This window comes from Micromonospora sp. SL4-19, from assembly GCF_047921475.1.
GTDB lineage: Bacteria > Actinomycetota > Actinomycetes > Mycobacteriales > Micromonosporaceae > Micromonospora.
Map to the genome: position 1 here is coordinate 1 of NZ_JBLROB010000032.1, position 22,272 is coordinate 22,272.

26 protein-coding genes are annotated in these 22,272 nt (G+C 67.5%); 9 read left to right on the plus strand and 17 right to left on the minus strand.

The features are described from left to right. Positions 1–217: 217 nt before the first annotated feature. Positions 218–535: a hypothetical protein gene (locus tag ACNAVT_RS26790; protein ID WP_200208933.1), complete on the minus strand. Its 318-nt coding sequence runs from the start codon at positions 533–535 to the stop codon at positions 218–220. Between the two features lie 163 nt (positions 536–698). Between ACNAVT_RS26790 and ACNAVT_RS26795 the strand changes: the two genes are divergently transcribed. Together ACNAVT_RS26795 and ACNAVT_RS26800 are read left to right on the plus strand one after the other, a co-directional pair. Then, positions 699–1,442, plus strand: a complete 744-nt coding sequence (locus tag ACNAVT_RS26795) for a DUF5919 domain-containing protein (protein ID WP_416300166.1) — start codon at positions 699–701, stop codon at positions 1,440–1,442. Between the two features lie 3 nt (positions 1,443–1,445). Continuing rightward, positions 1,446–1,913: an NUDIX hydrolase gene (locus ACNAVT_RS26800; protein WP_416300167.1), complete on the plus strand. Its 468-nt coding sequence runs from the start codon at positions 1,446–1,448 to the stop codon at positions 1,911–1,913. Here the strand turns inward: ACNAVT_RS26800 and ACNAVT_RS26805 are convergent. Beyond that, positions 1,910–2,458, minus strand: a complete 549-nt coding sequence (locus tag ACNAVT_RS26805; RefSeq protein ID WP_416300168.1) for an HD domain-containing protein — start codon at positions 2,456–2,458, stop codon at positions 1,910–1,912. The genes ACNAVT_RS26800 and ACNAVT_RS26805 overlap by 4 nt on opposite strands. A 318-nt stretch (positions 2,459–2,776) precedes the next feature. Between ACNAVT_RS26805 and ACNAVT_RS26810 the strand changes: the two genes are divergently transcribed. Beyond that, positions 2,777–3,139, plus strand: coding sequence for a hypothetical protein (locus tag ACNAVT_RS26810; RefSeq protein WP_416300169.1), 363 nt, complete (start codon positions 2,777–2,779; stop codon positions 3,137–3,139). Between the two features lie 30 nt (positions 3,140–3,169). Here the strand turns inward: ACNAVT_RS26810 and ACNAVT_RS26815 are convergent, their stop codons facing one another. From ACNAVT_RS26815 to ACNAVT_RS26860, 10 genes are all read right to left on the minus strand, one after another. After that, positions 3,170–3,352 carry a hypothetical protein gene (locus ACNAVT_RS26815; RefSeq protein ID WP_416300170.1) on the minus strand — a complete coding sequence of 61 codons (183 nt, stop codon included), beginning with the start codon at positions 3,350–3,352 and terminating at the stop codon, positions 3,170–3,172. A 286-nt stretch (positions 3,353–3,638) separates the two neighbouring features. Next, positions 3,639–3,854: a hypothetical protein gene (locus tag ACNAVT_RS26820; protein ID WP_416300172.1), complete on the minus strand. Its 216-nt coding sequence runs from the start codon at positions 3,852–3,854 to the stop codon at positions 3,639–3,641. A gap of 670 nt (positions 3,855–4,524) precedes the next feature. Continuing rightward, a complete protein-coding gene (locus ACNAVT_RS26825) occupies positions 4,525–4,878 on the minus strand; it encodes an STAS domain-containing protein (protein ID WP_416300174.1) in 354 nt (117 codons plus the stop codon). A gap of 236 nt (positions 4,879–5,114) precedes the next feature. After that, positions 5,115–5,414 carry a DUF6313 family protein gene (locus ACNAVT_RS26830; protein WP_416300175.1) on the minus strand — a complete coding sequence of 100 codons (300 nt, stop codon included), beginning with the start codon at positions 5,412–5,414 and terminating at the stop codon, positions 5,115–5,117. After that, on the minus strand, positions 5,407–5,889 hold the full coding sequence (locus tag ACNAVT_RS26835; RefSeq protein WP_416300177.1) for a DUF6313 family protein: 483 nt from the start codon (positions 5,887–5,889) through the stop codon (positions 5,407–5,409). Before ACNAVT_RS26835 ends, ACNAVT_RS26830 begins: the two co-directional genes overlap by 8 nt. A gap of 946 nt (positions 5,890–6,835) precedes the next feature. Next, positions 6,836–7,954: a DUF262 domain-containing protein gene (locus ACNAVT_RS26840; protein ID WP_416300179.1), complete on the minus strand. Its 1,119-nt coding sequence runs from the start codon at positions 7,952–7,954 to the stop codon at positions 6,836–6,838. 70 nt (positions 7,955–8,024) lie between these two features. Further along, a complete protein-coding gene (locus ACNAVT_RS26845) occupies positions 8,025–8,753 on the minus strand; it encodes a hypothetical protein (protein WP_416300272.1) in 729 nt (242 codons plus the stop codon). Continuing rightward, complete coding sequence (locus tag ACNAVT_RS26850) at positions 8,666–8,869, minus strand: LPXTG cell wall anchor domain-containing protein (protein WP_416300180.1); 204 nt, start codon at positions 8,867–8,869, stop codon at positions 8,666–8,668. Before ACNAVT_RS26850 ends, ACNAVT_RS26845 begins: the two co-directional genes overlap by 88 nt. Positions 8,870–8,921: 52 nt before the next feature. Next, positions 8,922–10,115, minus strand: a complete 1,194-nt coding sequence (locus tag ACNAVT_RS26855) for a DNA cytosine methyltransferase (RefSeq protein ID WP_416300182.1) — start codon at positions 10,113–10,115, stop codon at positions 8,922–8,924. Positions 10,116–10,605: 490 nt separating this feature from the next. Next, complete coding sequence (locus ACNAVT_RS26860; RefSeq protein ID WP_416300184.1) at positions 10,606–10,938, minus strand: hypothetical protein; 333 nt, start codon at positions 10,936–10,938, stop codon at positions 10,606–10,608. Between the two features lie 501 nt (positions 10,939–11,439). On the opposite strand from ACNAVT_RS26860, the gene ACNAVT_RS26865 reads away from it, so the two are divergent. Beyond that, a complete protein-coding gene (locus ACNAVT_RS26865) occupies positions 11,440–11,811 on the plus strand; it encodes a hypothetical protein (protein WP_416300186.1) in 372 nt (123 codons plus the stop codon). Between the two features lie 230 nt (positions 11,812–12,041). On the opposite strand, the gene ACNAVT_RS26870 is transcribed toward ACNAVT_RS26865, so the two are convergent. The 3 genes from ACNAVT_RS26870 to ACNAVT_RS26880 form a co-directional block, all read right to left on the minus strand. Further along, positions 12,042–12,296, minus strand: a complete 255-nt coding sequence (locus tag ACNAVT_RS26870) for a Smr/MutS family protein (RefSeq protein ID WP_013736060.1) — start codon at positions 12,294–12,296, stop codon at positions 12,042–12,044. A gap of 91 nt (positions 12,297–12,387) precedes the next feature. Beyond that, positions 12,388–12,756 carry a tetratricopeptide repeat protein gene (locus ACNAVT_RS26875; protein WP_416300188.1) on the minus strand — a complete coding sequence of 123 codons (369 nt, stop codon included), beginning with the start codon at positions 12,754–12,756 and terminating at the stop codon, positions 12,388–12,390. 91 nt (positions 12,757–12,847) lie between these two features. Further along, positions 12,848–13,618 (minus strand): ROK family protein, encoded by a 771-nt coding sequence (locus ACNAVT_RS26880; RefSeq protein ID WP_416300190.1) that lies wholly within the window; start codon positions 13,616–13,618, stop codon positions 12,848–12,850. Positions 13,619–13,690: 72 nt separating this feature from the next. Between ACNAVT_RS26880 and ACNAVT_RS26885 the strand changes: the two genes are divergently transcribed. From ACNAVT_RS26885 to ACNAVT_RS26895, 3 genes are all read left to right on the plus strand, one after another. After that, entirely contained in the window at positions 13,691–15,328 is a 1,638-nt protein-coding gene (locus tag ACNAVT_RS26885) for an ABC-F family ATP-binding cassette domain-containing protein (protein WP_416300191.1), read from the plus strand. 38 nt (positions 15,329–15,366) lie between these two features. Then, positions 15,367–15,687, plus strand: a complete 321-nt coding sequence (locus ACNAVT_RS26890) for a hypothetical protein (RefSeq protein ID WP_416300192.1) — start codon at positions 15,367–15,369, stop codon at positions 15,685–15,687. A gap of 110 nt (positions 15,688–15,797) precedes the next feature. Next, positions 15,798–16,523, plus strand: coding sequence for a methyltransferase domain-containing protein (locus ACNAVT_RS26895; RefSeq protein ID WP_416300193.1), 726 nt, complete (start codon positions 15,798–15,800; stop codon positions 16,521–16,523). Between the two features lie 63 nt (positions 16,524–16,586). Here ACNAVT_RS26895 and ACNAVT_RS26900 read toward each other — a convergent pair whose 3' ends face one another. Further along, positions 16,587–16,730, minus strand: a complete 144-nt coding sequence (locus tag ACNAVT_RS26900) for a LacI family DNA-binding transcriptional regulator (RefSeq protein ID WP_416300194.1) — start codon at positions 16,728–16,730, stop codon at positions 16,587–16,589. 227 nt (positions 16,731–16,957) lie between these two features. Between ACNAVT_RS26900 and ACNAVT_RS26905 the strand changes: the two genes are divergently transcribed. Continuing rightward, a complete protein-coding gene (locus ACNAVT_RS26905) occupies positions 16,958–18,604 on the plus strand; it encodes a glycoside hydrolase family 10 protein (RefSeq protein WP_416300195.1) in 1,647 nt (548 codons plus the stop codon). A gap of 174 nt (positions 18,605–18,778) precedes the next feature. Continuing rightward, positions 18,779–19,321, plus strand: a complete 543-nt coding sequence (locus ACNAVT_RS26910; protein ID WP_416300196.1) for a phospholipase — start codon at positions 18,779–18,781, stop codon at positions 19,319–19,321. 63 nt (positions 19,322–19,384) lie between these two features. On the opposite strand, the gene ACNAVT_RS26915 is transcribed toward ACNAVT_RS26910, so the two are convergent. Next, positions 19,385–22,180 carry an ATP-binding protein gene (locus ACNAVT_RS26915; RefSeq protein WP_416300197.1) on the minus strand — a complete coding sequence of 932 codons (2,796 nt, stop codon included), beginning with the start codon at positions 22,178–22,180 and terminating at the stop codon, positions 19,385–19,387. Positions 22,181–22,272: the final 92 nt, after the last annotated feature.

A 22,272-nucleotide genomic window follows, 5' to 3' on the forward strand; every position in this document is an offset into this window, starting at 1 on the left:
CGGATGAGTTGGAGGGCACGGGGTCGGCAGGTTTGGACGCCAGTACCGACCCCGCGCCAGCTCTTACGGGGTGTGACCACCGGTCGTGGTCACCAGGCCGAGAACGTTGGACGCCAGAGCCATCCTCGGACTGCTTCTTCACTTGGATCGATCAGCGGACCTCAGGCCGCTACAGGTGAGACACCACGAGGCTTCACACAGCACGCTGTGCGAAGGACTACTTAGCCGCCGAACCAGCCTTCGGCTTCAGCGAGATCGCACGGAACGCGACGCCGTTACGCCCGTTGGTCGCCCACGGAATGGCCTCCAACTGCTCGACCTCGATGAGCTGCCCCACCATCACGCCCGGCTTCTCACCCGCCGTGGTGATGGTGATGACCTCACCGCCCGTCTCGTCGAGAACGAAGACCTGAGTCGACCACATGAGCCGGCCCGTTCCCTTCTCCGACCGCTGATTGCCGTTCTGGTCGTTCTTCGGCTCCGGGTCCTTCGACACCGTCACCTGCTTCGCCTTGGTGTCCACGTACAGCTTCACAACAGACCTCCTGTGTCTGAGCGCGTCCCCTGTGGACGACTGCTCTTATGCGGCTTGTCGCTCGCACTTCAAGGAGACATCGGCACGGGTGACGTCGGAACGCCTTTGCACGGACGCTTGGGACGTTTATAGTGATAAAAACGTCCCCTCGGGAGGAGCGACGATGGCAAACGATCGCTTGCGAGATGCGCTTGAGCGGTCCCGGGTCTCGCCAGCTGAACTTGCGCTTCTTACGGAATGCGACGTCAAGACCGTGAGCCGTTGGCTAGCTGGCAGGGTTCCGCATCCCCGGACTCGCTTTAAGATCGCGAAGCGGCTAAAGGAGGATGAAGACTACCTGTGGCCCGGAGCCCATCGAGCTGTAGCTGAGGCATCAGACTCCGCCGGGATGGTGCACCTCTATCCGACGCGAGGAGCAGTGCCACCAAACCTCTGGGATCGCCTGCTCGACGGAGCGACAGCAGAAGTCGGCATCCTCGTGTACGTCGGGATGTTCCTTACTGAGAAGCCAGACCTCCTGGACCGCTTGCGCAGAAAGTCGGCCTCTGGTGCGAGGATTCGCATACTGCTCGGCGACCGTGAGAGCAGCGCGGTCAAGCAGCGGAGTGCCGAGGAGGGAATCGGTCGAGAGACGATCTCGGCGAAGATCGATCAGGCCAATGCCTTCTTCGGCCTGCTAAGCGGTGTGCCGAACATCGAGGTGCGCAGCCACTCGACGGTGCTCTACAACTCGATCTATCGCTTCGACAACGACATGATCGTGAACCCGCATGTCTATGGCAAGACAGCACCTATGGCGCCCGCCATGCATCTTCGCAAGACCGCGACGTACGGCCTCTTCGACACGTACTCGGACAGCTTTGAAGCAGTCTGGGGATCGACAACACCAGGTGAAAGTAGGAGCTAGTAGATGCCCAAGACTGACTACCTGAACGATCCATGTGCACCTCAGGCCAACTCTCTCGTCGTGGCTGTCACGGTCTTCGTCCAGGACGAAGGAGGGCGCGTCCTGCTCATCAGGCGATCCGACAACAGTCTGTGGGCCTTGCCCGGAGGTGCCCAGGATGTTGGGGAGTCCACCGTCCAAGCGGCCGTGCGAGAGGTCGAGGAGGAGACAGGGCTTCACGTCGAAGTAACCGGGATCTCTGGTATCTACTCGGATCCTGCTCACGTGATTGCCTACGACAACGGCGAGGTACGACAGGAGTTCTCGATCTGTCTGCGCGCCCGCGTGGTCGACGGCATGGTGCGAACTAGCAGCGAATCGTCAGAGGTGAAGTGGGTCGAACCAGAGAGCATCCAGGCCCTTCCGATCCACCCATCCATGCGTCTACGAATCAAGCACGGCTTCGAGCATGACGCGCCTTACCTGGGTTAGCCGGCGAGCTCACGAAGTCGGCTTGTGGTCCGGGCTATGGCATCGGCCAGATCCTGCTGAGCACTGTCAATGAAGATGGTAACCAAGTCATTCGGGCCGTACCGTTCCTTGATCTCGGCAACCCTGCTCGCAAATTCCGTAGGCTCTCCGTCAGGCGTTGTGGTGAGGTCACACATCCACAAGGCGTCTCTCACCGGCCCCTCTTCGTCGCGAAAGTCGGCCAGCTGCCCTTCTAGACCTCGGAGACGGGCCTCTCTGACCGCACATGAGTGATGCGCGACGAGATGGACGAGACGATCGGGTGCATCTACACCCTTCAGATAGAGAGCACCATCAAGCGGATGGAATCCTGTCTTGACCAGGTGAGGCGCGTAGCCGACATCATGGAGGATCGCGGCGGCTTCTAGCAGAGAAGCATCATCACCAACAGCCGTGGCGAGGGTGCGCGCTTTCGCGGCAACGCCCTGCACGTGAGCCCAGCGGCGAGGCAGGGTGCCCGACAGGTTTTGGCGGGAGACCTCGTAGGCCCACGAAACCAGCGACATGCATCGACCATAACGCTGCTACTCGCCTGCCAGTATTAACCGTCCGGACGGCTGACCGACACGGCTGCCAGCTGCTGGCGCTAGCTGGGAAAGCCATGTGAGGCATATGTTGCCCTGATGGGACCAGGGGAGGGACCAGCTCTGCCGGGCCGCCGGACCGCGCCCGGAAGGCCGCTGGTGCGGTCACCGCGCCACTGGCCGTGGGTTGTGCTCTCGGTTGTCGCTGTGCTGTGCGCCGGGGTTGTTGCTGTGCCCGTGTCGTGGGCTGTTCGGAAGCAGGCGGAGGCAGACCGAGGCGAGGCGACTCCAGACGCTGCGGTGAACGTGTACGTGCTCAAGATGAGCAGCGGCGAGGAGATCGGCCTGTCGCGGGTGCTGGCCGGCAGGCGTCATGATGAGCTGCGGCGGCAGTGGCGTGAGTACCGCGGCGAGATGGAACGCGGCAATGTTCCGTCGAAGCTTGAAGTGGTCGGACCGATCGAGGTCGAGGACCAGGCCGACGACCGGGCGACGGTGACCGCCCAGGTCCATGCGGTCTGGTGGAACGAACAGGTCAACCTCAGCGGCACAGCTCACCCGTGGCGGTTCGAGACTCGGCGAGACGCCGGCGGTTGGCGGGTGTGGGCAGCCGACCTGCCGCCGTGGTGCGGTGTGCACGTCCGGGCAGACGCCTGCCACTGAGCGCTGTCGGGCGCGTCCAGTGGCAGATCGCTAGAGAGGCTCGCCGCAACTCTGGCAGGTGTCCTCGCCGTCCTCGTACATCATTCCGCAGCAGTACGACGGCCCACCGCTGACCTCGAAGCAGGCTTCGTGCCAGTCCTCCCCATTGAAGTCGATGTGACTGCCGTCGTCCTCGATCGGGTCATCGCAACCCTCGCATGTGAGCGTTGTCATGTTCTCGCTCTCCCCTCACACCGGCTCCGCAGCGTCCCAGCCCCAACAATCGGGGTACGTGAACGGCGAGCAATAGTCGCTGTCGTGGCGCTCGGAGTAGTCGTTCATGTTGGCTGTGGGCCTGCCGCAGTTGGGACAAGTAGGGTGCTCGCCCGGACAGGTGCGGCTGTTGTGCCCGCCGAGCCCACAAACTGTGCATGCCACGCGGCGGATCCTAGCCCGAGTTTCCGGGATAAGTTGACCTTCAGGGTTGGGTGTCTTGGGCCGACGGGGGCAACCCATCCAGCTAGTGAGTCGGCCAGCGGTTGGACTCCTGCCGGATAGCCTCCGTGAGATCCCGCCAGGTGCCGGCCGAGGTCTTCATCATCCGTTCGACCATCGCGCAGGCGGATGCCTCGTCGGTGAAGTCGTACGACACCTCCTGCCCTCCGTCACCGCCGAGACGGCCACGAACCCGCCAGAGCTCGCCGTCGGAGACCAGCCAGATGTCGCGCCTGGCCATGCGGCCCCAGCTTCCGTTCCACCAGCGTCCGCGTACCTCCACCCGCAGCAGCCTAGTCGAACGTACGTACGAACCGGCCGGCTGCCGGGCGATGTTGTTCAAAGTTTCTGTACGTCTTCAAGGCGGCCCTGAACGGGCCGCACGCGCCGCCGCCTGGGCGCGCGCCGGCCGCTGCCGCTGTCGCTCTGCGGCCGTCACGCCGGATGCCCGGCGGCTGGCGCGGAGAGCGGGAAGCCCGGTGGGCCGCCGCAGAACGACAGGGGCTTTGACCGGGGTGTGGTGGGCCGTCAGCCGGCCGGGCCGCGCGGCCACGAGCCCGCGCGGCGTAGGGAGCGCACGCCGGGCCGCGTCGGCGAGCTGGCGTCGGTCGCGGGGTTGCGGCTACTGCGCCTCCGGCGGGGGCGCTCCGGCTCCAGGATGGCCGGGGCACCGTCGGCGGGTCACGGTCGTGGGTGGTTGCGGTAGGCCATCCCGCCTGCCACCGACCCGGGCGAGCCGAGCAGACCACCGCCCGACCCGCCAGCGTCCGTACGAGCCGTCAAGGACCGCTTGACATGGCGGGCCGGGCGGCGGCCCGCTCCCCAGGAGGGCGGGTCGACGGCGACGGGATGGCAGCTCGGCGTGACGTCTAGACGATGAAGCATGGCCCTCCACACCTCGCCGATGACGTCTACCCCGGCGGCGAGGGCTTGTTCAGCCGCGTTACCGGACCGAAATAGGGCTCAGGCGCCCCGAACAGGCCGAGCACTCCTGCATCCCACAGCTCGTGGTGCACGAAGCGACTCGGCTCGGTGACCACAAGACGGGTACCGACAGCCTCGGCAACCTGGAACGCAGCGACCAGTGCCGAGATGCCAGCGGCATCAACGAAACTGACAGCCCGCATATTCACCTCGATTCGCCTTGGCCTCCCCTTCGTCAGGATCTCCGCGATCCCTTCCCGTACTAGGTATGCGCCATCGCTGTCGAGTTCGCCGTGCAGCGCCAACTCCACGCTGCCGCCAGGCACCGCCTGAATCTTCATCTTCAGATTGGGGACGGAAGTAGCGCTCGAACCGCTGTCCGTGGTGTCCCGCCTACGCCCAGCGTCAGGCGGCTCCGACTTCCTTAGGTTGACGTTGAGTGCTGCGCTGACCTCGCTTACGGCGTGCAACGCTTGGGAGTTGATCCAATCTTCGTCGGCGTCGGGGTAGGCCGCAGCCAGCAGGCTCCGGCTCAGAGCATGGAAACTTATGCGCCCGCTCTGCCCGTCCGTCCGTGTCATACCTTTGCCCCCTTCCGCGCGCTCTTGATACACAACGGGCAGCGGTTCCTCAGGTCGGTTCGGTCCAACAGGAGTGCCGCCGCAGTCACCGCCTGCCGGATCGCGCGTGCTCCAGACGACTCCGGGTCTACGGCGTCGGTGTCAAGGACCAGCTCCACAATCTGCTCCCAGTGGCGCTGCGCGGCGCGCCAATCTTCTCCGTGAAGCTTCACAAACGCGTGTGCGAAGCCCTCGGGAACCTGGTGGCCGTTGCGGCTGAAGCACAAATCGCGCAGATGCGGGATCAACTCACCCATCGGCATGTTCCCGGAACAAGTTGTCGATCCGCTTCCTCCGTCGAGATCGGATCGAGGAGCTAACCACGTAGCCGGCGACCGCCCCGGCGATGCCCGGAGCGACAAGCCACCCGGCTATGGATAGTGGCCACGCGAGGGCTGGCGAGGCCGTTGCCGCCGGCGACGTGATGCCGATGTTGACGTCGTACGCAGACCGCCAGCCAATGATCAAGCCGTTCAGGACGAAGAGTAGGCCGTAAGCGACGAGTGCGGGAGCGCCGCGGAACAAAAGCCAGTAACGGAGCCCTTCACGCTGGCCCCGTGAGCGCCACCAACGCCGCAGCCGTTCAGAGGGTCGGTCCGGCGGAGCCGGAGGGAGATCGAGGCTCACACGCGAGAGGGAGGATTCGACGTCGGATCTGCTCACCAAGCGGCCTCCTAACCCCGCAACGTTGCCACCAGTATGGATCCTCGGCAGTAGACGGTCGAGGGCCACACGAACGATGCACCGCCAACTAGTCGCCGGTTACCAAGGCGCGCTTCGGGCCGCCGGCTACCACCGACCAGCAGCAACGCGCGTCGCGGCGGGATGGCCCTGCGGGCCGCCTGTACCCTGAGTCTCTGCTACCCCTCGGGCCGCGTTGCCGACCGGCCAGGGGCCTGCTCTGGGGTACACGCGCCGCATCCCCACCACGGCCTCGTCGCGCCTTCCCGCGTTTCTCATCGAGAGCCCGTCAAGCCGTTATTGACGGAGCAACGCCTAGTTGCAGGTGAGAGGGAGGACTATCTAGCCCCGACTCATGGAGACATATCTGCTGCCCAAGACATTAGAAGCTCGAATATGTGTTCCAGCCAAGTGCCGGTGCCCGAACTTGGCCTTGCAGCGAGGAATTCCCCTATCGTGTTGTAGACCCTGAGTGGCTCGTAGGAGAGCATGGCTGCCTTGGCCTGTAACGTGGCATGCTGTGTACCGTGAGCAACACCGTGCCGAAGGTGAAGCACCCGCTCAATATCTTGCGCATGCCCTGCAAAGACCCTAGCGACGGGGCTGTTCTCAAGCCAATAGTCAGCGACCGCTGCCACCATTAGTGGTCGATGAAGTAACAAGTAGTTGGCGGGCGAATTCTTAAGAGTGACCCTGGCTTGGGCAGCGTTGTAACTCGTCCTGAGTAGCTCTCGTCGAGCCGTTTGTCGATTGGCGATGGAGTTGCGGCAGATGACCCCTGAACCGTTTCTATGTGCGGTCTCAGCGCCTGCCATCAAGTCGACCAAGACTTCCTTGATGAACCACTCCCAGCGGCGCATTGCACCGGCAAATGCACCCTCAACCGCTATATGGCAGCCAAAGCAGTTCCTATCAATCCGCCCAGCGTGATGACAGACCGCCACCTCAAACGCATCAGCTAATGCCGGCCCGAAGGCGGCAGTCGCCGAAGTGGCCTTCACCGCTCAGACAAGGCCGCAAGGTTCCAGACGTTATGGAACCTTGTTAGGCGGGGACGAATGTTATCCGTCTGCTGGCTGCAGGCCGCAAAGAAGTCGGCGAGGGCTCCATCTGAGTCGGGGTTCTCAAGCAGAGACGACAGGATCTCAATCGTGTTCCGAAGATTGTCTGCCTTTCTCTCCGTCAAGGCGGTTCGAGGGGAGAGAGGGAGGGGTTCCACTCTTTCCGGCACGCGCTGGCTATCGATTCCGAACAGGCGGTGATAGACAACCGCATACAGCGTGTAGAAAAGAGGAACGCGGCGGAACTTCGTTTGCTTCAGAACCTCGCCAACGCATCCCCTGATGCTGTCCATCGTTGCTCGAAATCGCTCCTCATGCTCAAGGCGGTCCGACCAAGTCGTGTCAAACTTTGTGTAAAACGAGTCGATGGTCTTCTTCTTGTCCTGCATGCCCGCGAGCTGCAGGACCAATGCTTCCGATACGAACTGTGCGTCAAGCATGCGAGCGATCGCCTGCTCGGAGAACAAGCTCGTCGCCTTCCAGAATGCGGAGTACTCCCGTGACAGCAAATAGACCGACTGCTTGAACTCGCCAAAGAACTTGCCGTTGCGGAGCTCCTGGTCACTTAGGGGGATGCTGTGAATGTTGATCCTGGAAAAGATCTCATGCACCAGCGCGTCGGCGATGTTCCCCTTGTAGACCTCGCAGCGGAACGAGTAGTTGTGGATCCTCTGTTGGTAGGCCTCGTCCAAGTCCTCGAACTTCAGCCCCGCCCAGGGGGCGAGGGAGCCGAAAGCGGTTGGTCGAGCGGGTAAGGTGAAGTCACCGCGAACGTACTGCAAGACCGCATTGAGCCGCTGCTGGCCGTCAATTACTTCCCTGACCATCCCCTTCCCTGGCCGAGACACAAGGCGGATATGGAGCGGCGGAATTGGAAAGTTTCTCAAGATTGTATCGATAAGAAACGCCTTGGCTGGTGTCCGCCATACCTCGCCTCGTTGAAATGCAGGGCTAAGCTCCAGCTTGCCAGCTTCGTCCCACTCAACGAACTCGACCACCGCGTAGCTACTACGTTCGATGTCCAGATTCTCTGGCGCCCACTCGTCGTCAATCATGACCATACCTCTGTCAAGGGAAGTCCTGCGGAATCGAAGGCTGGCGGAGGTGCAAGTAAATGAGGAGTCATCATATGCGAGAGAAGACCGTGTCGTATTCGTTGGCCATGCGGACGATCATGTTCGAGTAGTGGAACTGCTCTCCTGGCTGAGGTGCCGGAGGTGCCTCGACGATCTCAACATATCCGCCGTCATTCTTGAAGTCCATAACCGTCACGCCAATGCCGTCAAATCCCACCTCAGACGATGCTGAGCGACGCGGAATCTCTGCCACTTTCTGGATGACCCGGAGCGTGTCCCGTGGTTGGTTGTGGGTACTCACGACCGGGCCCGACGGGGGGATTGGGCCATTATTTATCACGGGTGACACGAAGCTCTCGGAGGCATTCACTTGAACATAGCCAATTGCTAACGCCTGCTTCGATGCCCCGTGTACGCAGAGATGGGACGAGTTCAGCTCGTCGTAGAGTCTGGGTAACGCCTTGACGTGCGACGTCATCGCCGCCTTCGCCTCAAGCGCTACCAGCACTGCGCCAACCGGGGCAATTGGAAAGACAGGGAAGGCGTCCAGAACGCCCTGTTCCTCGTTTGTCAGGCCAATGTCGTACTTACGGGCCAGGCTTTCGAAGGTCTGAAGCTTTCCCATGGGCTGCCCCGCTGGACGGGCAATCACCAGGTCCAGCACCTTCTTGCGCCCAGTCGCAAAGTCCGTCATCTTGTGGTTGACGCCGAGGACGACCTTCCCTTGCGCCACATGCCCGCGCAGGAGCGACGACGTTGCAAGGAGATCAAGAGCCACGCCCCAGCAACCAACCTTGGAATGCCGATCAGAGCGAGAGTGGTACTGCCATGGGTTCCCGTACTTGTCGAGCTCGGAGGAGCCCTGCAGGTACCTGACGAGGATGTGGGGTCCATACATAATGCCGCTGACCCTAGCTGTCTAGAGCGATCGTCGCGGTGTCGTAGATCAGACAGCGACGAGTGCGGGGGGTGCTGTCAGCTCAACGTGCTCCGCGATGTCCGCCCGAAAGCCGGGGTGCCTACCGAGGTTGCCTTCCTGGAGGCGACGCCAGAAGCCACTTGCTGCGCGGTGTGATAGAGGGACTGCCTGTTGAATGGTCAGCAGCTCCCGTAGGTGCGTGTACGGCTTGAGCTGCGGGAACTCCGATGCCTCTACCTTCCACACCTTGTCACCCTCGCCCCACGCAGCGAGGGGCCAGGCTCCCTTGCCAGACCACTCCGCGAACGGTGCGACGATCTCGCCCGGGGACAGGATCCGCTCCCCGGCCCATTGAGCCACTCCAACAGTCACGGCGTTGCCTACTAGCTTCCACCGCGGGCCGTTTCGGCGGCCGAGGTCTGCTGGTGCGGTCCAGCCCCTGTCAAAACCTTGTAGGGCTTCACCGTCCTCTACCGACGGTACGAGGATCTTCCGCCCCGGTTCCTCGGTCGGAAGCCACACTGCAGGCGGGGAGGGGATCCCGAGCGCCGAGCCTCCTTTGAAGGTAGGCGTGGCGTCCTGGGCCCAGCCTAGGCCACCCCTGCCCTCGGTCCAGTAGAAGCCAAACGCGTCATCGCGTAGCTCGCCCTCATCTAGAGAGCCTGCATCGTCGGCGAAGAGCACTGCTCGTGGATCCTCAGCTTGAGAAGCAAGGAGTAGGACTCGGCGTCTCCGCTGTGGCACTCCAGTGAATCGCGAATCAACTACCCTGTACGCCCACCGATAGCCCAGGTTGCCGAGCTCCTTGACCAAGTAGGCCATGGCAAGGCCTCGATCGAGCACGAGCATATTGGGGACGTTCTCGATGAGAAGCCAAGGCAGTCGGCGGCCACGTTCGGACGCGAGTCGAAGGACCTCGAAGACGTGGGCAACGAGACCTGACTCTCTTCCCCGAATCCCGGCAGTCCTGCCGGCCTGTGACAAGTCAGTGCACGGGAAGCCTGCTGCAACGAGATCAAGTCTCGCTGGCAGTGACCTCAAGGTCGCGACATCGTCGTGTAGATCGACATCGGGGAAGTGGGCAGCCAACACCTGCTGGGCAGGCGACCATGACTCGCACAGGAGCGACGTCTCTAGCTTCTCGCCGGCGGCACGCTTGAGCCCGAGCTCGATACCACCAATTCCGGCAAACAGGCCAGCCACCCTGAACGAGCCCTGCACTTGCCCTCCTCCCGCCAAAGATCTACTCGACACTACAAGGGTTGGCCGCAAAACTCGAGCACCGCCCGCACGCGATCGTCTCCCTTGACAGCCTGCTGGGGCTGATGGGTCGGGCAGGACCGCCAGCAGCCCGTGCCGAGGCGATGGCCACGGGCAACGGGGTCGCCGGCCGGAGCTATCGACAGCAGCGCTGACAGCAACCGCGCCGGACGGTGGCACCTTGGCGAGAGCCGGCACGGACGAGGCTCCGAGCGTGCAGCCGTTCACGGACGTTTGCGGACAGGCTGCACAGAGCTTGTAAGCGAGACATCACGGGGCGGTCCGGGGTTGCCTGTTGCGGCTCCGGCCGGAGAGCGTCAGCGGCGTCAAGACTGAGGTCGGGGCTAGCAACAGGGCACGGGTAGTGCCCCAGGCGACGGAGTAGCGGGGGCCACGACGGAAAAGCCGGCGTCCATCGTGCGATGAACGCCGGCCGTCGCGCGGTGCCCCCTCAGAAGAGGTGAATCTCCCGCTCTTTGCCGTCGGGACCAACCAGCTTGAGGACATGTCCGCTTTGGACCGATTTTTGGAAAAATGCGTAGAGCTGGAGCGCGCGGTTGACTGCGTCCGTCTTACTCTCGCCAGTAAGCCGACAAGAATCCTCCAGGGCAGCCCAGGCGCGGGCGATCAAGTTGACCGTAAGCTTGATCGGCTTGCCGCGACCACCGCGACCGCCTGATTCAGGCAGTGTCGGCGAATCATCCGCAACACCAGTTGACACATCTTGCTGGGACAGTTCCTCGTCGGCTGACCCAGCCCTCGGAATTGTCGCTGCGCGTGTCACACCTGCTCCTTCCACCAGAGGACCCTGCCCGCCTCCCCTACGGACAAGAGCTGGTCATCGCACGGTCAGTCTCCAAAATGATCATGCTGCAACCAGGCCCTTACTATGTCTCTTGCTGTCCACACTGACAACCCCACGTACTAACAGAGTCCGGTCTTTGGGCCTAGATCACAACCCAGCGTGAGCTAAAAATAGCCGAAAGTGGCCGCTTTGCCGCCCTGGAATCGGCCTGACGCCGCATCTGGTTACGGGTGTCGGACATTTTGTGATGTGCGTCACACTCGGCCCGTATGGCGGGAAGCTGGCGCTGGTACGGGGATAGACCGGCGCTTGGATGGGTCGGACGGGCACGGGGTATGCTACGCCGACTGGTACTTCCTCCGGGCACGAGCGGCAAAACCGCGATTGTCCGCAACCTCCTGGGAGGTCACCCCTCCGCCGGATCATCCGGTACCAGCCCTGGGCCTTGGTGCCCAACGGATGGATCTAGAAAGGCGCACGATGGAAGCACCGGACCGCAACGATCCGGCGTCAACCGAGATCGACCTGACCAAGACAGAGGGGTACCCCACGGGCAAGGCCGAGCTCCAGATCACCCTCCCGGTGGTCGGGCTCAAGCTGTCGGGGAACGCCCGGCTGTCGAACCCGGTCATGGCGTTGGCGATCGGAGTTGTTGCAGCGGTGGTGATCACGCTGGTGGCGGTTATCGTCGCCAGCTCCTCCCCTTACGCGCTGGGGATGGTCATCGTCGCGGGGGTGATGGCGGTCATCTGCCTGGGGATCTCCGGCTGGCTGGCGTTCCAGCTGAACAAGTCGGGAGCCCGCTCGGCGGGCACCAGCGCCGGGGGGGCGCCCCCGGAGGACCGCAACTAGGGCGGGCTGCCGGACACGCGACAAGTGTGCGGCAGCCCCCGGTCCCTGGTCGCTGTTCCTCGACATCGACGGCTGCGGGTAGCTGGGTAGTTCGTCATGAGCATGGGGGGCACAGATCCGGCACAACGGAGCGCGAGTAACGGCGGAAGGTGCCGGAAATCGCCGGAAGGCGTTTCGGCAGGTCAGGAGCCACGACGGAGGTCGCGTGCGAGGCCGGGGGGCCGGGGCTCTTACTTCCAGCGGAAGTGGACGAAGAGGCGGCCGAAGTTCTTCGAGTCCTTCTCGACCCGGTGGTAGAGCTGCTTGACGTCCTTCTGGTCGAGGAAGCGCAGCACCCGCTTCTTGAGCTGGCCGGAGCCCTTGCCAGGGATGATCTCCACCAGGGTGGCCTTCTTCGCGACCGCCTCGTCCATGATCCCGCGCAGCGCGCGGTCGATGTCGTGGCCCTTGTTGAAGATGTCGTGGAGATCGAGCTTGAGCTTCACCAGTCCATGGTAGGCGGGCCGGGTTGCCGGATCCGGAGACGGCGGAGGGCAGCCCGCTGGGCTGCCCTCCGCGTTTCCTGCTGTTAGCCGGTCACCGACCGCCGCTGACCCGGCTCTCCACCCGGCGCAGCGCCGCGGCGTAGTCGGCGTTGGTCGAGTGCATGGCCGCCGCGATGCGCAGGTGCCGCAGCGCGTCGGCGGGCCGGTTCAGCCGCTCCAGGGTCCGACCCAGCACGTGGTGCGCGTAGTGGTCGCTCGGGTCCCGGTCGACCAGCTCCCGGAGCTGCTCCTCGGCCCGGGCGAGCTGGGCCGACTGGAAGTACGCCCGGGCCAGCAGCTGCCGTACCGAGGAGTTGCCGGGCTCCGCCTCGACGATCGGCTCGAGCAGTCGGGCCGCTCCGGTCGGGTCACCCGCTTCGAAGAACATGGTCGCCCGCCGGTACTCCGCCAGAAGATCCATTCGACCCACCTCCTCGTCTCGCCCCGCCCTTTGTTCGACGCTGGCACAACAACAGTCGTGCCGCGAGTGTTCCTGAGGCGGAAGTTGCGCCTCAGGTGGTCGGGTCGTACCGGTCGCCCACCAGGTCCCAGGCCCGGACACCGCCCACGATCCCGGCCGTGTTCGGGACGACCACGACGTCGTCACCCATCCGGGCCAGTTGTTCCGGCCGGATCAGCCGAGAGTTGCCCCCGCCCAGATAGAGCCGGTCCCAGCGGAAGACCGGGCGCAGCCCGTCCACCACCTGCCGGATCCGCCGGGACCAGAACGCGTCGCCGAGGCGCCGCCGCTCCGGCTCGCCGACATAGGTGTCGTAGGTGGTGCTCCAGCGCAACGGCGCGTGCGACAGCTCCAGGTGCGGGGCCAGCACCCCGCCGTCGAAGAGCGCGCTGCCCAGCCCGGTGCCGAGGGTCAGCACCAGCTCGCAGCCGGTCCCGGCGACCACGCCCGCGCCGTGCACCTCGGCGTCGTTGAGCACCAGCGCCGGGATCCCGAACGCCTCGCCCAGCGCGCTGCGCGCGTCGTACCCGGACCATTCGGCCACCAGCGCGGGATCGACCTTGCTGCGTGGGCCGGAGCGGGTGACGTAGTGCGGGGTGGCCACCACCACGCCGTGCCGGATCATGCCGGGCATCCCGACCGTGAGCCGGTCCGCCGCCGGCAGCCGCGCCCCCAACTCCAGCAGCGTCTTGACGAAGAGCGCGGGCGACAACGGGTACGGCGTGGGGACGCGCAGCGGGCGGGCCCGCATCGTCCCCGCGGCATCCAGCACGGAGGCCTTGATCCCGCCGCCGCCACAGTCGATCGCCAGAGTGGTCACCACGGCAGTGAGTCTCCCTCAGTTCGATCACGCCCGCGCACCGGTTCAGCCGCCCGACGGTAGGCTCGGTCCCTCATGAGCGCCACGTTGATCGCCAAGGACCTCGCCACCGGGCACGCCGATCGGCTGCTCTTCGCCGATCTCGACCTGGTCGTCGCCCCCGGCGACGTGGTCGGGCTGGTCGGAGTCAACGGCGCCGGCAAGTCGACGCTGCTGCGTACGCTCGCCGGGCTCCAGCCGCTGGAGCAGGGCTCGGTGGCGCTGAACCCGCCCACCGCCACCGTCGGCTACCTGCCCCAGGAGCCGGAGCGCCGACCGGGCGAGACGGTCCGCGACTTCCTGGCCCGGCGCACCGGGGTGGCGGGGGCGCAGACGGCGCTGGACGCGGCCACCGAGGCGCTCACCGCCGGGGCCGCAGGCGCCGACGACGCGTACGCGGTGGCGCTGGAACGCTGGCTCGACCTCGGTGGCGCGGACCTGGACGAGCGCGCCGAGCAGGTGGCCGCCGAGCTGGGGCTGACCGTCGACCTGGACCACCCGATGACCGGTCTGTCCGGCGGTCAGGCGGCCCGGGCCGGGCTGGCCTCGCTGCTGCTCAGCCGGTACGACATCTTCCTGCTCGACGAGCCCACCAACGACCTGGACCTGGCCGGGCTGGACCGGCTGGAACGGTTCGTCACCGGGCTGCGCGCCGGGACCGTGCTGGTCAGCCACGACCGGGAGTTCCTGACCCGGACGGTGACCCGGGTGCTGGAGCTGGACCTGCACCAGCGGCAGGTCCGGCACTACGGCGGCGGCTACGCGGCGTACCTGGAGGAGCGGGAGGTGGCCCGCCGGCACGCCCGCGAGGAGTACGAGGAGTACGCCGACACCCGGGGCGAGCTGGAGGCACGGGCCCGGATGCAACGGGCCTGGATGGAGAAGGGCGTGAAGAACGCCCGACGCAAGGCCACCGACAACGACAAGATCGGCCGCAAGTTCCGTACCGAGGCCACCGAGAAGCAGGCGGCGAAGGCCAAGCAGACCGCGCGGCTGATCGAGCGGCTGGAGGTGGTCGAGGAGCCGCGCAAGGAGTGGGAACTGCGGATGGAGATCGCCGCCGCGCCCCGCGCCGGCGCCGTGGTGGCCTCGCTCCGGGGTGCCGTCGTACGCCGGGGCGGCTTCACCCTCGGCCCGGTGGATCTTCAGATCGACTGGGCCGACCGGGTGGCGATCACCGGGGCGAACGGCTCCGGCAAGAGCACCCTGCTAGCGGCGCTGCTGGGCCGGCTGCCGCTGGACGAGGGCCACGCGGCGCTCGGCCCGGGCGTGGTGGTGGGCGAGGTCGACCAGGCCCGGGGACTCTTCCTCGGCGACCAGCCCCTGGTGGACGCCTTCGGCGCCGCCGTACCGGAGCTGAACCCGGCGGACGTGCGGACGCTGCTGGCCAAGTTCGGCCTGCGCGCGGACCACGTCCTGCGGCCGGCGGCGACCCTCTCCCCCGGCGAACGGACCCGGGCCGCGCTGGCGCTGCTCCAGGGGCGCGGGGTGAACCTGCTGGTGCTGGACGAACCGACCAACCACCTGGACCTGCCGGCGATCGAGCAGCTGGAGTCGGCCCTGGCCACGTACCCGGGAACGCTGCTGTTGGTCACCCACGACCGGCGGATGCTGGACGCGGTGAGCGTCAGCCGGCGGCTGCGGGTGGAGGCCGGACAGATCGCCGAGAACTGACCCGTGCCGACCTGGTCGCACCGGGTGACAATGACCCCATGCTCAAGTGGGAGTACGCGCTGCTGGTCCGCCGCCGCCAGGCCGCCGCCACCGACATCGGGTGGGAGGTGGTCTTCATCTGGTACGGCCCGGACGGCTCGATGATCGATGTCACGCCGTACGGCGACACCGCGCTGGCCCACCTGAACCGGGCCGGCGACCAGGGTTGGGAGCTGGTCGCGATGAGCGAGGACCCATCCCTGCCCGGCAACAACGAGCTGCACCGCTACCACCTCAAGCGGCCCAAGCCGGCCGCCCCGCAGCCCCGGCAACGGATGCGCGGCGCCGGCCGGACCACCCGCCGCACGATCGCCGGCTGAGCCCTGGGCCAGCGAAACGGCCGCGCCCGGTGACCGCGCGGCGCACGACCACCCCCGGGATCAGGCATACCGGGCGGCGATGCGGGTAACGGGCCGCCCGGAGGTGGCGCATGGTGGCGATGGCGCAGTCCGCACCCTCGGCCGAGCGGCTGAGGATGATCGACGGGTTCCTCGTCGAGGCGTGGGCCGACCTGTCCCGGCACGACGAGCGGCTGCGCGGGCTGACCGTGGAAGTCCGCTTCGACCGGGGTGTGGCCCACCTGGACGGCACGGTCACCGACCCGGCCGAACTCCGGCTGGTCCGGGACCTGGTCGGTCGCCTCGACGGGGTGCTCGGCGTCTGGTGCCGGGTGGCCGTCGGCGGCCGGGCGCCGGTGGTGGTCGACCTGGGGTGTGGGGCGACCAAGCAGTGGCCGGGCAACCTGGGGCTGGACATCTATCCGGCGCCGGGGGTGAACGCGGTGGCCGACCTCTCCGGCTCGCTGCCGCTCGCCGACGACTCGGTGGACGTGTTCTTCGCGGTGCACATCATGGAGCACCTGATCGACTTCCTGCCACTGCTGGACGAATGCCACCGGGCGCTGCGGCCGGGGGGCGTCCTGCACGTGATGAGCCCCTGGTGGCGGCACGTGAACGCGGTGGCCGACCCGACCCACGTACGGTTGCTGGACGTGCAGACCTTCAAGGGCATCTGCGGTCAGCGCCCACCCGGCACCCCGCGCTGGTACCCGCTGCACGTCGCCTGCGACGGCGCCTCCATCTTCGCCGACCTCACTCCCCTCGCCCCCGACGCCCCACCCCCACCCCCCACCCACCTCGCCCGCTTCTTCGACTGACCCCCCGCCCCACCCACCCCACTCCCACCCGCCCACCAAGATCCGCGCAATTCACGGGGCCGGTCAGGGGCGGGCGATGATGCTTTCGCGCAGGGCCAGGCGGTGGGGGCAACCAGGCGCTCGTCGTAGCTGGTAGCCGTTGACCACGTTGGACATCGTCGTCACCGACACGCCGGCCCGTTCCGCGACCTCCTTGAGCCTGTGCACCCTTCACCCGGGCTGCCCCGAGGGTCACGAACCGGTGGTTGCGCCGGCTCGTCCTCGACGATTCGCCGCCCACCTGCGCATCGATCCGTCCTGAGGTCTTGCGCCGCATGAGGATAGATGAAAGTTTTCTACCGGCGGCAGATGCCCTACGGCGAATCTTGCCGGACACGCCGGGTGTCCGCCGCCACCCGACACTGCCCGGGAGCCCAACGAAGGGACCGCACCGTATGAAGGCAACTCGGCTCAGAGCCGCCGGGCTGGCCGTGGCGCTGCTCGGCGCGCTCGTCGCCGGCACGCCCGCGAGCGCCGCGGCGGCCGACCCCACCTCCACCACCTGCACCACCAACCCGGCCACGCCGAAGCGACAGTTCCGGGCCATGTGGATCGCCTCGGTGACGAACATCGACTGGCCCAGCAAGGCCTCCCAGACCGCGCCGGACCAGGTCGCCAAGCAGAAGGCGGAATACCTGGGCTGGCTCGACCTGGCTCAGCAGCTCAACCACAACGCCGTCGTGGTCCAGGTCCGCCCGACCGCCGACGCGTTCTGGCCGTCGCCGTACGAGCCGTGGTCGGAGTATCTGACCGGGGTGCGCGGCCAGGACCCGGGCTGGGACCCGCTGGCCTTCCTCGTCGAGGAGTCGCACAAGCGGAACCTGGAGTTCCACGCCTGGCTGAACCCGTACCGGGTCTCGATGCCGGCCCCGGGCGCCGGCGCGGACCTGTCGAAGCTGGCGCCCAACCACCCCGCCCGGCAGCACCCGGACTGGGTGTTCGCGTACCCGCCGGCCGGGGTCGCCGGCAGCCGGCTCTACTACAACCCCGGCATTCCAGAGGTACGCGAGTTCGTCGAGACCGCGATGATGGACGCGGTCAACCGGTACGACATCGACGGCGTGCACTTCGACGACTACTTCTACCCGTACCCGAGCGGCACGTACCAGTACCCGGACGACGCCACGTTCGCCCAGTACAACCGGGGCTTCACCGACCGGACCGACTGGCGGCGGGACAACATCAACCTGCTGATCCAGGAGATGAACGCCAAGATCAAGGCGGTCAAGCCCTGGGTCAAGTTCGGGGTCAGCCCGTTCGGCATCTGGCGCAACAAGTCGGCCGACCCGGCCGGCTCGGACACCACCGGCTCGCAGTCGTACGACATCATCTCCGCCGACACCCGTAAGTGGATCAAGGAGGAGTGGATCGACTACGTGGTGCCGCAGCTCTACTGGTACATCGGCCAGTACCCGGCCGCCGACTACGCCCGGCTGGTGCCGTGGTGGGCCGAGCAGGTGCGCGGCACCAGGGTCCAGCTCTACATCGGCCAAGCCGACTACAAGAGCGGTGACCCGGCGTACGGGTCGTTCTGGATGAACCCGCGCGAGCTGTCGGACCACCTGACGCTCAACCGGTCGTACCCGGAGGTGCTCGGCAACGTGCACTTCTCCGCCGTGCAGGTGCGGGCGAACCGGCTCGGCGCCACCGACATCTACGCCGCCGACCACTACTCCCGCCCGGCGCTGGTGCCGGCCATGGCGCAACTGCCGGCCAAGCCGCTGCAGCACCCCGTGATCACGAAGGTCGACCGGCAGACCGACGGGGTACACCTGAGCTGGCGGCAGCCGGCGAACGGCAAGGATGAGTTCGGCACCGCCACCTCGTACGCGATCTACCGGTTCGACGGCACGGGCCACGCCGACGCGTGCGGCCTGGCCGACGCCTCCCAACTGGTCGCCACCGTGCGCAGCACGGACGGCGACGTCCAGTCCTGGCTGGACGCCGACACGGAGGCCGGGAAGGCGTACACCTACCAGGTGACCGCCCTCGACCGGGTCTGGAACGAGAGCCCGGCCAGCCCCGCGCGCTCCGTGCGCTGACCCCACCCCGGATGCCCCCGGTCGCCCCGGCGATCGGGGGCATTCGTCTGTTTCGACGTATGTCATCAACTCGTCGCCGACATGATCGCTTTCCGCCGCCACACCAATCGATACTGGTCAACGTCGATGATCATCGGCAGCCCAGTCCCGATGCCCACCCCCGCGGAGGTTCCCGTGTCCCGACGCCTCGCCACCGTTCTCACCGCCGGCACGTTCGCGCTGCTCACCGCCCTCGGCGTCGCCGCGCCCGCACAGGCCGCGGTGAGCCGAGACCAGAAGCTCAGCGTGCTCTCCAGCTGGACCCAGACCAGCGCCGCGAGCTACAACGCCTGGAACGCCGGCCGGCTGAACAAGGCCGCCTGGTCCGCGTACGCGTTCGACTGGTCGACCGACTACTGCTCGTCCAGCCCGGACAACCCGCTCGGCTTCAACTTCAGCCTGTCCTGCCACCGGCACGACTTCGGCTACCGGAACCACAAGGCGATGGGCATCTTCCCCGCCAACAAGTCCCGGCTGGACAGCGCCTTCTACGAGGACCTGAAGCGGGTCTGCGCCACGTACAACGTGGTGGTGCGCCCCGCCTGCTACAGCCTGGCCTGGACGTACTACGAGGCGGTCAGCATCTTCGGCTCGGTGGCCGCAGTGAAGCAGACCGACATCGACCGCGCGGCCCGCATCAAGGCCGACGCCGAACGCCGCGCCGCCGCCCGGTCCTGACCCCAGCCCGGCCGATCGGCCGAGGAGGTTTGCGCCGGTGCCCGCCGGCGCAAACCTCCCGGGTCAGCCCCCGCCTGCCGGGCGGGGGACGGGACTGGTGAAGCGGGGAGAATCGGCGGCGAGATCGGGGTGCTCGACGCCGAGGGCCAGCGCCGCCGCGTCCTCCAGGGCCAGCTCGCCGCCCTCGCCGTACGCGGCGTCGAACGCCGCGTCGCCGAGCTCCTGGCGCAGCTCCGCCTGCTGCTTCAGCCAGTACGGCTCGTAGATGCCGGGGATCGCGCGCAGGTGGGACCGGGTGGCCTGGGCCGCGCCGAAGAGTCGGGCCGCGGTCGCCGCCTCCCCGCCGAGCGCGCAGCGCACCGCGATCGCGTTCACCGTGTCGCAGGCCCCGCCCAGGTAGCCGTGGCTCATCCGGGAGCGCAGCGCGACCAGCAGGTGCTCGTGCGCGGCGACCAGGTCTCCCCGGCCCAGCGCGACCATGCCGAGCAACATGTCCACCGAGCGGCGGCCCCGTTCGACGGGGCGGCCCGCCTCGACCGGGCGCGCCGTGCCGAGCAGCTCGGCCGCCTCGTCCAGCGCGCCCCGCCGCCAGAGCAGCTCGGCCAGGTTGTAGACGGCGAGCAACGCGTCGGAGACCACGTCCTGCGCGTGCGCCCAGTCGATCACCTCGCGGCAGACCCGTTCCGCCTCGGCGAACTGTCCCATGTCGACCAGCGGCGCGGCCCGGCCCGCCAGCACCCGGGCGAGCAACCCCAGGTCGCCGGCCTGCCGGGCGGCCGCCTCGGCGCGCTGCGAGTAGCGCAGCTCCTCGGCGAACTCGCCGTCCGCGCCGGCGTGCAACGAGTGCATGTGGTACGCCGCCGCCAGCTCCGCCTCGGGGATCGACTCGCCGGTCTCGGCGATCCTGCCGTACAGCCGGAACAGCCAGAGCCGCCCCTCCCGGGCCCGCCCCCGCTCCCGCCACCACTGGTCCAACCCGCCGGCCAGCCGCAGCCCGGAGCGGGCGCAGCCGCCGGTCGCGCACCAGCGCAGGGCGGCCCGCAACTCCCCGGCGAGCGGGTCGAGCGCGTACAGGGAGAGGGTGACCGGGCGACCGTCCGGGCCCAGATGGGCGCGTTCCAGGGCGTGCCGGGACCAGGCGACGTGCCGGTCCCGGGCGGTCCGCTCCTCGCCGGTCTCGATCAGCCGGCGCGCCGCGTACGCCCGGATCGGGTCGAGCATCCGGTAGGTGCTGCCCGAGGCGTGCGGCTCGGCCAGCACCATGGACTTGTCGATCAGCACGGAGAGCGGGTCGAGCGGGTCGTCGTCGAGCAGCCACTGCACGGTCGGCAGGTCCACCGGGCCGGCGAAGACCGCCAGCCAGCGCAGCAGCCGGGCCGAGCGCGGCCCGAGCGTCCGGTACGACCAGGTGACCGTGGCCTGCATGGTCAGGTGCCGTTCATTGGCCGACCGCTGCACCGCCCGGGTCGCCGGGGTACGCGGGCTGGCCCCGGTCGCGGCGGCCACCAGGTCGACGGTGTCCTGCTGGTTGCCGCTCCACCCGGCGTCCGCCGGGAGCGGCTCGGGCTCCGCCCGCCCGGCGTCCAGCGTGCCGAGCATGTCGTCGAGGCGCTCGGCCAACTGCCCGGCCGAGAGCACCCGCAACCGGGCCGCGGCCAGCTCGATGGCGAGCGGCAGCCCGTCCAGCCGGCGGACCACCCGGCGCAGGTCGGCCTGCTCGGCGGGGTCCGGCGCCCGGCCGCCCCGCGCCGCCGCCGTCCGGTCCAGCAGCAGCGCCACCGCGTCGCTCTCCCCGCCGTCCGGGCGGGGGTCGACCGAGAGCGGCGGGATCCGCCACACCACCTCACCGGGAAGGCCGAACGACTCCCGGCTGGTGGCGAGCACCCGGAGGCCCCGGCCGCCGGCCAGCAGGCGAGAGATCACCTCGGCCGAGGCCGCCGGCTGGGCGTCGCAGGTGTCCAGCACGACCAGCATGCGGCGGGCCGCCGCGTACTCGACCAGGGTGTCCACCATCGGGCGGCCGGGCTCCGGACGGAGCCCGAGCACCGCGGCGATCTCGAACGCGACCAGGCCCGGGTCGGTCACCGCGGCGATGTCGACGAACCACACCCCGTCCGGATACGCCTCGACGATCCCGCAGGCCAGCTCCACCGCCAGCCGCGTCTTGCCGGCGCCGCCCGCGCCCAGCACGGTCACCAGGCGGTACGCCTCGACCAGCCGCCGCAGCTCGGCCCGTTCCGCCTCCCGCCCGACGAACGAGGTGACCTGGGTGGGCAGGTTGTGCGGCACCGCGTCGGCGGTACGTGGTCGCGGAAAGCGCCGCTCCAGGCCGGGCGCCACCAGCTGGAACAGCCGTTCCCGGTCGTCGAAGCCGCGCAGCCGGTGCAGCCCGAGGTCCAACAGGGACGCCCCGTCCGGCAGCGACTCGGCGTGCCGGGCGGTCGCCGCCGAACAGATCACCTGTCCACCGTGGGCGGCGGCGGCCACCCGGGCCGCGCGGTGCACCTCGGGGCTGGCGTACTCGCCGTCACGGGGTTCGGCGTAGCCGGTGTGCAGGCCCATCCGGACCCGGGGCGTGGCCTCGGGAGTGGGCCAGTCGTGGCTGGCCAGCGCGCGTTGGGCGGTCAGGCAGGCGTCGAGTGCCGCGGCCGCGTCCGGGAAGGCGAGGAAGAAGGAGTCGCCCTCGGTCAGCAGCTCTGCCCCGTCGGTGCCGGCCAGCGTGCGGCGCAGCAGCCGACGGTGTTCCCGCAGCACCGGGGGGTAACCGGAACCGAGCAGCTGGGCCAGCCGCGTGGAGCCTTCGATGTCGGTGAACACGAAGGTCACCCATCCGCTCGGGAGGTGGATCCGTGGCGACATGCGTGGAACCTCCGCCCCTGACGTCGGCTTCATGCTGCCCTATGGTCACGCCGTCACGCATCGTGAGAACGGCCGGGCAGCTTACGACTCAA